This is a genomic window from Streptomyces solicavernae (assembly GCF_029968095.1).
GTDB lineage: Bacteria > Actinomycetota > Actinomycetes > Streptomycetales > Streptomycetaceae > Streptomyces > Streptomyces solicavernae.
This window is the reverse complement of sequence record NZ_JASCIR010000014.1, coordinates 152,068-159,551: the sequence shown is the minus strand read 5'-3', so window position 1 is coordinate 159,551 and position 7,484 is coordinate 152,068. Positions and strand designations below refer to the sequence as shown.

The window sequence follows — 7,484 nt, the reverse complement described above, 5'->3', positions numbered from 1 at the left end:
GGGGCGCGCGGGGCGCGGGGGGGGGGGGGGGCGGGGGGGCGCCCCGCCCGGCACGCCGGTGGGGCCATTCGGAGGTACAGGGCGCGACGTGCGACGATGTGCGGCATGCCGCAGCCCCCCGTTCGGAGCACCCCCTCCCCGCCCTCGCGCCCGGACGCTTCGATGTCGCTGCTCACCAACGTGATGGACCACAGCCTCGACGACGGCTACGCGGAGGCGGCGGCGCGCAAGCAGGCGGAGGGCGGCGGAGGCCTGCCGCGTACGCTGCGCGCCAAGCTGGGCCTCGCCCTCGGCCTGGTGTTCGCCGCGCTGATCGTGACCGTAGGGGCGGCACAGGCGCGGATAGCGGCACCGGTGGTCGCCAAGGAGCGCGAGGAGCTCATCGACCGCATCGAGCGCGAGACCGCGGCCGCCGAGAAGATCGAGGCCGACGTGGACGCGCTCCGCGAGGACGTCGGCCGGCGACAGCGCGCCGCACTGCAGAAACACGGCGGCGACAAAGGGGAGTTGACGGCCCTGCTCGCGGGTGCGACCGAGGTGCACGGGCCGGGCATCCGCCTGGTCATCGACGACGCCAAGGACGCCGAGCAGGGCGGGGGCGGGCCGCGCGAGAGCTCCGGCTTCTCCGACACCGGCCGGGTGCGCGACCGGGACATGCAGCAGTTCGTCAACGGCCTCTGGCAGTCGGGCGCGGAGGCCATTTCCATCAACGGGCAGCGGCTGACCTCGCTCTCGGCGATCCGTGCGGCGGGCGAGGCCATACTGGTGGACAACAAGCCGCTGGTGCCCCCGTACACGGTGCTCGCCGTGGGGAACGGGCAGAAGCTGAGCACCGACTTCCAGGCCAGCGTCGACGGCCAGTATCTGCACGCGCTGCAGGAGAACTTCAACATCAGGGCGCGCATCTACGTGGAGGACGAAGTGCGGCTGCCCGCCGCGCCGAGCCTGATCGTGCGCAATGCCGAGCCGCTAGCAGGAAAGGGCACATCGTGATCGCCGTACTGGGCCTCGTCGTGGGAGTCGTGGCCGGACTTTTGGTCCGGCCAGAGGTTCCCGCGGTGGTCGAGCCGTATCTTCCGATCGCTGTCGTGGCGGCACTCGACGCGGTCTTCGGCGGCCTGCGCGCGATGCTCGACGGGATCTTCGACGACAAGGTGTTCGTCGTCTCCTTCCTCTCCAACGTGGTCGTGGCCGCGCTGATCGTGTTCCTTGGCGACAAGTTGGGCGTGGGCGCGCAGCTGTCGACGGGTGTCGTGGTCGTGCTCGGCATCCGGATCTTCTCCAACGCTGCCGCGATCCGGCGGCACGTGTTCCGGGCGTGAGGCCGATGAGGAGCGCATTGCCCCCCGAGGAGCCGAGGAAGCCGGAGCAGTCCGGAGAGACCGCCGAGGACGAGGCGCAGACGTCCGGCGCTTCTCGTACGGAGAAGGGCTCCGGTACGGCTGGTACGGAGAAGGGCTCCGGTACGGCTGGTACGGAGAAGGGCTCCGGTACGGCTCGTACGGAGAAGGACTCCAGCACCTCTCGTACGGAGAAGGGCGCCGACGAGAGCGCGGAGCCGCGGGCCGAGGAGAGCGAGGCTGCACTCGGCGACGCGGGCGCTACGGAGCAGCGCGGCGGGGACGGCGAGCTGAGCGGTCGCCAGCGCCTGGCGCGGAGCCTGTGGCCGCCGAAGGTGTCGCGGGCCCAACTCATCGTGGCGCTGCTGCTGTTCGTGCTCGGGCTCGGGCTGGCGATCCAGGTCCGCTCCACCAGCGAGAGCAGTGCACTGCGCGGCGCGCGACAGGAAGATCTCGTCCGCATTCTCGATGAACTCGACGACCGTACTCAGCGTCTAGAGGACGAGAAGCAGCGTCTCGACGACCAGCGGACCGAGTTGGAGAACAGCTCGGACCAGGCCGAGGAGGCGCGTAAGCAGACGATCGAGAAGGAGCGGCAACTGGGCGTGCTCGCGGGCACGGTGGCGGCGCAGGGACCTGGCATCACCCTGACCGTGACCGACACGCGCGGTGCCGTCGAGGCGGACATGCTGCTCGACGCGATCCAGGAGCTGCGCGCGGCCGGTGCGGAGGCGATCCAGATCAACGACGTACGGGTGGTGGCCAACACCTATCTCGAAGACACGTCGGGGGGAGTGCAGGTGGACGGCCGGAAGGTGAAGTCGCCGTACCGCTTCAAGGTCATCGGCAAGCCGCAGGACCTGGCGCCCGCGCTCAACATCCCTGGCGGCGTGGTGCAGTCGCTGGAGAAGGAGCAGGCCACGGTCGCCGTGGCGCAGGTCGAGAAGATCGTCGTTGATGCCTTGCGACGGGCGAATCGTCCTGACTACGCTCGGTCGTCCTCCTGAGGAGGCGGGGGTACATGAGGGCAGTTGTGCAGGGACAAGGAGTAACGGGGGGTCGACGCACCGGAAGTTTGGTGCGTGGTGGAAACTGTCGGGTGGATACGGACGTTGTGAGTATGAGTGCGTCCGTCTTCCCGATGTACGCAGGTGTGAGCATTCAGGGTTCGTCCTGCCCCACGGGCGGGTCTGTTTCGGTCAAGGGGAATCGCCCGTGAAGTTGTTTGCGAAGTTGTTCGGCAAGAGCGGCCGGGAGGACGGTGGCGACGCCACCGCTCGGCACCGCGCGCCGCACCAGGCCGAGGCGCAGGGCGCCGAGCGGCCGTTGTTCCGCGATGAGGTGGCCGGCGGCGCCGGTGACCTTTCGGACGGCCGGGGCGCGTCTTCTGTTGACCCTGCGGCGTCCGGCCGCATAGGTTTCGGGGAACCGTCAACCTCAAGTACGGGTGGAGAGTTCGCGTCCGGCCCGTACGCATCGGACGCCGCGCGGCAGGAGGATCCGTCCATGTCGGCCTTGCCGGTTTGTACCAGGTGCGGGCATCGGAACGCCGAGGCCAGCAGGTTCTGCTCCCACTGCGGTTCCCCGCTGCGCGCGGGCGCGGCCGCGGAGCGCCCCTCGGAGACGACGTCGACGATCTCGATCTCCGGCATCGAGGCGTACGACGCGGAGGCTACGGGGCAGACGCAGTCGCCCGCGCTGTCCCCGGAGGCCCAGGCCGCCGTGGACGCGCTGCCGCTCGGCTCGGCCCTCCTGGTGGTGCGCCGCGGTCCGAACTCGGGCAGCCGCTTCCTCCTCGACGGCGATCTGACAACGGCCGGCCGCCACCCGCAGAGCGACATCTTTCTGGACGACGTGACGGTGTCGCGCAGCCATGTCGAGTTCCGCCGCGCCGCCGACGGCAGCTTCACCGTCGCCGACGTGGGCAGCCTCAACGGCACGTACGTCAACCGGGAGCGGATCGACTCGGTCCTGCTGTCCAACGGTGACGAGGTGCAGATCGGTAAGTACCGCCTGGTGTTCTACGGGAGCCAGCGGAGCATCTGACCCTCCCCCTGGCTCCGCCCGGGGGAGCACTCCAGGGAAGGTCCATGCGTCAATCACCGAGGGGCGGTGCCGATTCCGGCACCGCCACCGCGGGCGGTCGCCTGGTGAGCATCGGTTCGGTGCTCAACCAGCTGCGCGACGAGTTCCCCGAGGTCACCATCTCCAAGATCCGGTTCCTGGAGTCCGAGGGGCTCGTCGAGCCGCAGCGCACACCGTCCGGGTACCGGAAGTTCAGCCCTGAGGACGTCGAGCGGCTGGCTCGGGTGCTGCGCATGCAGCGCGACCACTATCTGCCGCTGCGGGTCATCAAGGAGCACCTGGACGCCGCCGAGTGCGGCGAGGACGTACGGCTGCCGTCCGTGGGGCCGCAGCGGGGTCCCGGGGACCCGGTGGCCGACGAGCTGCCGGAGGTCGTGGTGCGCGCCGCGGCCCTGGTCGGGCGTGCGGAGTTCCTGGCCGCGGCGGAGGTCGGCGCCGAACAGCTCGACGAGTGGGAGTCGTACGGCCTGATCACGCCGGCGGCGGACGGCGGGTACGACATCGAGGCCGTCCAGGTGGCGCGGCTGATCGCGCAGCTCGGGGATTTCGGGATCGAGCCGAGGCATCTGCGGGCGATGCGAGCCTCCGCCGAACGTGAGGCGGGGCTGGTGGAGCAGGTCGTCGCGCCGCTGCGCCGGCACCGTAATCCGCAGACCAGAGCGCATGCGGAAGCGCGTACGAAAGAACTGGCGGGCCTGACCGTGCGGCTGCATTCGGCGCTCGTGCAGACCGCGTTGCGGGTGCGGCTGCACTGACCGGGAGGCCCCCGACTACCCAAACCTGCCTGGCAGGTCCTAGGGTTGCTGTGTGAATGAGCTCGACGTCGTCGGTGTCCGGGTCGAAATGCCCTCCAACCAACCGATCGTGCTCCTGCGTGAAGTGGGAGGCGATCGGTACCTCCCCATCTGGATCGGTCCAGGGGAGGCGACCGCGATCGCCTTCGCACAGCAGGGGATGGCGCCTGCCAGGCCGCTGACGCACGACCTGTTCAAGGACGTGCTGGAGGCCGTGGGGCAGGAGCTCACGGAAGTGCGCATCACGGACCTGCGGGAAGGCGTCTTCTACGCGGATCTGGTGTTCGCCAGCGGAGTCGAGGTCTCCGCCCGTCCGTCCGACGCCATAGCGCTCGCGCTGCGCACCGGCACGCCGATCTACGGCAGTGACGGTGTGCTCGATGACGCGGGGATCGCGATTCCGGACGAGCAGGAGGACGAGGTGGAGAAGTTCCGCGAGTTCCTCGACCAGATCTCGCCGGAAGACTTCGGCACCAACAGCCAGTGAAGCGCCGCTCAGGCGGACCTGTCAGACCATTCGGCCAGCCTTTCCCGGTGTCCACGTACCGGAAACCACTCTCAGGGTGATTATCACTCGGCAAGGGGAGTGTGGCGTTCGTTGACGCACCCATGGGTACTGCCTACCGTCGAGACGGCAGGTCAAGGACGGAGGTCGGCGTGAGAAGCAGCGGCGACGGTACGGCTGGGGGAGCTTCCGGACGGATTCCGGGAGAGAGCGGGCCGTATCCGCTCCACGGCAGGGCAGTCGGGCAGGGGCCTCAGCGGCCCGCGCTGAGTGGGGTGGACGCGGCGCCGGAAACCGTGGGGTATCGCGGGCCGACGGCTTGCGCGGCCGCCGGCATCACCTATCGACAGCTGGACTACTGGGCGCGTACGGGCCTGGTGGAGCCCAGTGTGCGGCCCGCTTACGGGTCGGGGACGCAGCGGCTCTACAGCTTCCGTGACGTGGTCCTCCTCAAGATCGTGAAGCGTTTCCTGGACACCGGTGTCTCGCTGCAGAACATCCGGACGACGGTCCAGCACCTGCGGGACCGCGGGTTCGCGGATCTGGAGCGGATGACGCTGATGAGCGACGGTGCGACGGTCTACGAGTGCACCTCGCCCGACGAGGTGGTGGATCTGCTGCAGGGCGGCCAGGGGGTCTTCGGGATCGCCGTGGGCGTGGTGTGGCGGGACGTGGAGGCGGCGCTGTCGCAGCTGCACGGGGAGCGCATCGACACCGGCGAGACGCTGATCGGGCCCAACCCGACGGACGAGCTGGCGCGGCGCCGTAATCGCGCTGGTTGAGGGCGCTCCGGCGCCGGCGGTGCGCCGGGCGCGGGCCGCATTGTCAGTGGCATAGGGCAGCATCGGTCATGTGAGAGCGGCGCCCACGATTCTGCATCTCGACATGGATGCCTTCTACGCATCGGCGGAGCAGGCAGCCAAGCCCAGCCTGCGCGGAAAGGCCGTGATCGTCGGCGGGCTCGGGCCGCGCGGTGTGGTGGCCACCGCGTCGTACGAGGCGCGGCGGTTCGGGGTGCACTCGGCGATGCCGATGGGGCAGGCGCGCAGGCTCGCGCCGAACGCCGCGTATCTGGTGCCGCGGTTCGGGCTCTACCGGGACGTGAGCGAGCAGGTCATGGAGCTGCTCAGGGGGCTCTCACCGTTGGTGGAGCCGCTCAGCCTGGACGAGGCGTTCGTGGATCTGGAGGCCGGTGGCGTCGCTTCGGACGCGGTCTCCGCGCGGGCCGTGGGGGAGCGGCTGCGGACGGACATACGGGCGGTGACGGGGCTGACGGGGTCGGTGGGGCTCGCGGCGTCCAAGATGCTCGCGAAGATCGCGTCGGAGGAGGCCAAACCGGACGGGCTGCGGCTGATCGTGCCGGGCACGGAGCGGGAGCTGATCGGGCCGATGCCGGTGCGCACGCTGCCCGGGGTCGGCCCGGTGACCGGGGACCACCTGCGGCGGGCCGGGATCACCACGGTCGCCGAGATCGCCGAGGCGGGGCAGGACGAGTTGGTGCGGCTGCTCGGCAAGGCGCACGGCGTGCATCTGTACGAGATGGCGCTGGCGCGTGACGACCGGCCCGTGGTGGCCGAGCGGGACACGAAGTCGGTGTCGGTGGAGGACACCTTCGACGTCGACATTCACGACCGCGTCCGGGTCCGCCTTGAGGTGGACCGGCTCGCGGAGCGGTGCGTGCAGCGGCTGCGGGCGGCAGGGCACTCGGGGCGGACGGTGGTTCTGAAGGTCAGGCGGTACGACTTCTCGACGCTGACCCGGTCCGAGACGCTGCGCGGGCCCACGGACGATCCCGGTGTCGTACGGGAGGCGGCGGCGCGGCTGCTTGACGCCGTGGACACGACGGGCGGGGTGCGGTTGCTCGGGGTGGGGGTGTCGGGGCTTGCGGACTTCACGCAGGAGGATCTGTTCGCGCAGGCGGCGGCCGAGGCGGCCCAGGCGGCGGCCGAGGCGGCCCAGGCGGCACAAGCCGCGGAGGCAGAGGCAACGCAGGCAGCAGAGGCAGCGCTGGTCGCTCAGGCCAGGGAGGACAAGGAGAGGCTGGAGCGGGGCCTGGAGGCGCCCGTGCCCGGGGCTGCGGCGCAGGAGGCCGAGGAGGCCGTACCGGCGCAGGAGGCGGCCGTCGACGCCCCGGCTGAGCGGCGCTGGCTGGCCGGGCACGATGTGCGGCACACGGAGTTCGGGCCCGGCTGGGTCCAGGGCAGTGGGCTCGGGCGGGTCACGGTGCGGTTCGAGACGCCATGGTCCCCGCCGGGGCGGGTACGGACGTTCCGGAGCGACGATCCGCAGCTGGAGCCCGGGGAGCCGCTGCCTCTTGTGGCAGGGGCCGCCGAGCTGGAGGCGGAGTCGTCGTACGGGGCTCAGGCAGGCGAGTCCGGTTCGTCGGCGCCCGCGATCCGGCCGAAGTCGCGGTCCGGAGGCGGGGATTCCATGGGGGCCGCGACGTCGATTCCGTAGTGGTGGTAGAGCTGCAGTTCCTGCTCGGGGGAGAGGTGGCGGCCGACCCCGAAGTCGGGCGCGTCCTTGATGAGTGAGCGCTCGAAGGGGACGCGCAGGGTGCCCTCCTTGAACTCGCTCGGTTCGAGGGGCACGAAGGCGTCCCGGCTGAACAGGCCGGTCCGTATCGCCGCCCACTCGGGGGTGCCGGTGGCGTCGTCGAGGTACACCTCGTCCACCGTGCCCAGCTTGGAGCCGTTGCGGTCGAACGCCTTCCGGCCGATCAGACTCCGCGGATCCATATCGGTCTGCACGGTCCCTCCA

Annotated in this window: 9 protein-coding genes; 8 read left to right on the top strand and 1 reads right to left on the bottom strand. The window is 70.5% G+C overall.

Features of this window, described 5'->3' with window-relative positions:
* Positions 1-96 precede the first annotated feature (96 nt).
* From QIS99_RS18305 to QIS99_RS18270, 8 genes are all read left to right on the top strand, one after another.
* Positions 97-993 carry a DUF881 domain-containing protein gene (locus QIS99_RS18305; RefSeq protein WP_282514592.1) on the top strand — a complete coding sequence of 299 codons (897 nt, stop codon included), beginning with the start codon at positions 97-99 and terminating at the stop codon, positions 991-993.
* The gene (locus QIS99_RS18300; protein ID WP_003988855.1) at positions 990-1,322 is read left to right on the top strand and encodes a small basic family protein; all 333 of its coding nucleotides are present in this window, start codon (positions 990-992) and stop codon (positions 1,320-1,322) included. Before QIS99_RS18305 ends, QIS99_RS18300 begins: the two co-directional genes overlap by 4 nt.
* A gap of 17 nt (positions 1,323-1,339) precedes the next feature.
* The gene (locus QIS99_RS18295; RefSeq protein ID WP_282514591.1) at positions 1,340-2,347 is read left to right on the top strand and encodes a DUF881 domain-containing protein; all 1,008 of its coding nucleotides are present in this window, start codon (positions 1,340-1,342) and stop codon (positions 2,345-2,347) included.
* A 208-nt stretch (positions 2,348-2,555) separates the two neighbouring features.
* The gene (locus QIS99_RS18290; protein WP_282514590.1) at positions 2,556-3,386 is read left to right on the top strand and encodes an FHA domain-containing protein; all 831 of its coding nucleotides are present in this window, start codon (positions 2,556-2,558) and stop codon (positions 3,384-3,386) included.
* Positions 3,387-3,430: 44 nt separating this feature from the next.
* A complete protein-coding gene (ftsR, locus tag QIS99_RS18285) occupies positions 3,431-4,180 on the top strand; it encodes a transcriptional regulator FtsR (RefSeq protein WP_282514589.1) in 750 nt (249 codons plus the stop codon).
* Between the two features lie 52 nt (positions 4,181-4,232).
* The gene (locus QIS99_RS18280) at positions 4,233-4,706 is read left to right on the top strand and encodes a bifunctional nuclease family protein (protein ID WP_282514588.1); all 474 of its coding nucleotides are present in this window, start codon (positions 4,233-4,235) and stop codon (positions 4,704-4,706) included.
* A gap of 122 nt (positions 4,707-4,828) precedes the next feature.
* Entirely contained in the window at positions 4,829-5,506 is a 678-nt protein-coding gene (locus QIS99_RS18275; RefSeq protein WP_282514587.1) for a MerR family transcriptional regulator, read from the top strand.
* A gap of 70 nt (positions 5,507-5,576) precedes the next feature.
* On the top strand, positions 5,577-7,181 hold the full coding sequence (locus tag QIS99_RS18270; RefSeq protein WP_282514586.1) for a DNA polymerase IV: 1,605 nt from the start codon (positions 5,577-5,579) through the stop codon (positions 7,179-7,181).
* Here the strand turns inward: QIS99_RS18270 and QIS99_RS18265 are convergent.
* Positions 7,085-7,474: a PRC-barrel domain-containing protein gene (locus tag QIS99_RS18265; protein ID WP_282514585.1), complete on the bottom strand. Its 390-nt coding sequence runs from the start codon at positions 7,472-7,474 to the stop codon at positions 7,085-7,087. The genes QIS99_RS18270 and QIS99_RS18265 overlap by 97 nt on opposite strands.
* Positions 7,475-7,484 lie beyond the last annotated feature (10 nt).

Coding starts and splice junctions, on each gene's coding strand:
- QIS99_RS18275 (WP_282514587.1), top strand. CDS start 4,829: ATGGGTACTGCCTACCGTCGAGACGGCAGGTCAAGGACGGAGGTCGGC.
- QIS99_RS18305 (WP_282514592.1), top strand. CDS start 97: ATGTGCGGCATGCCGCAGCCCCCCGTTCGGAGCACCCCCTCCCCGCCC.
- ftsR (WP_282514589.1), top strand. CDS start 3,431: ATGCGTCAATCACCGAGGGGCGGTGCCGATTCCGGCACCGCCACCGCG.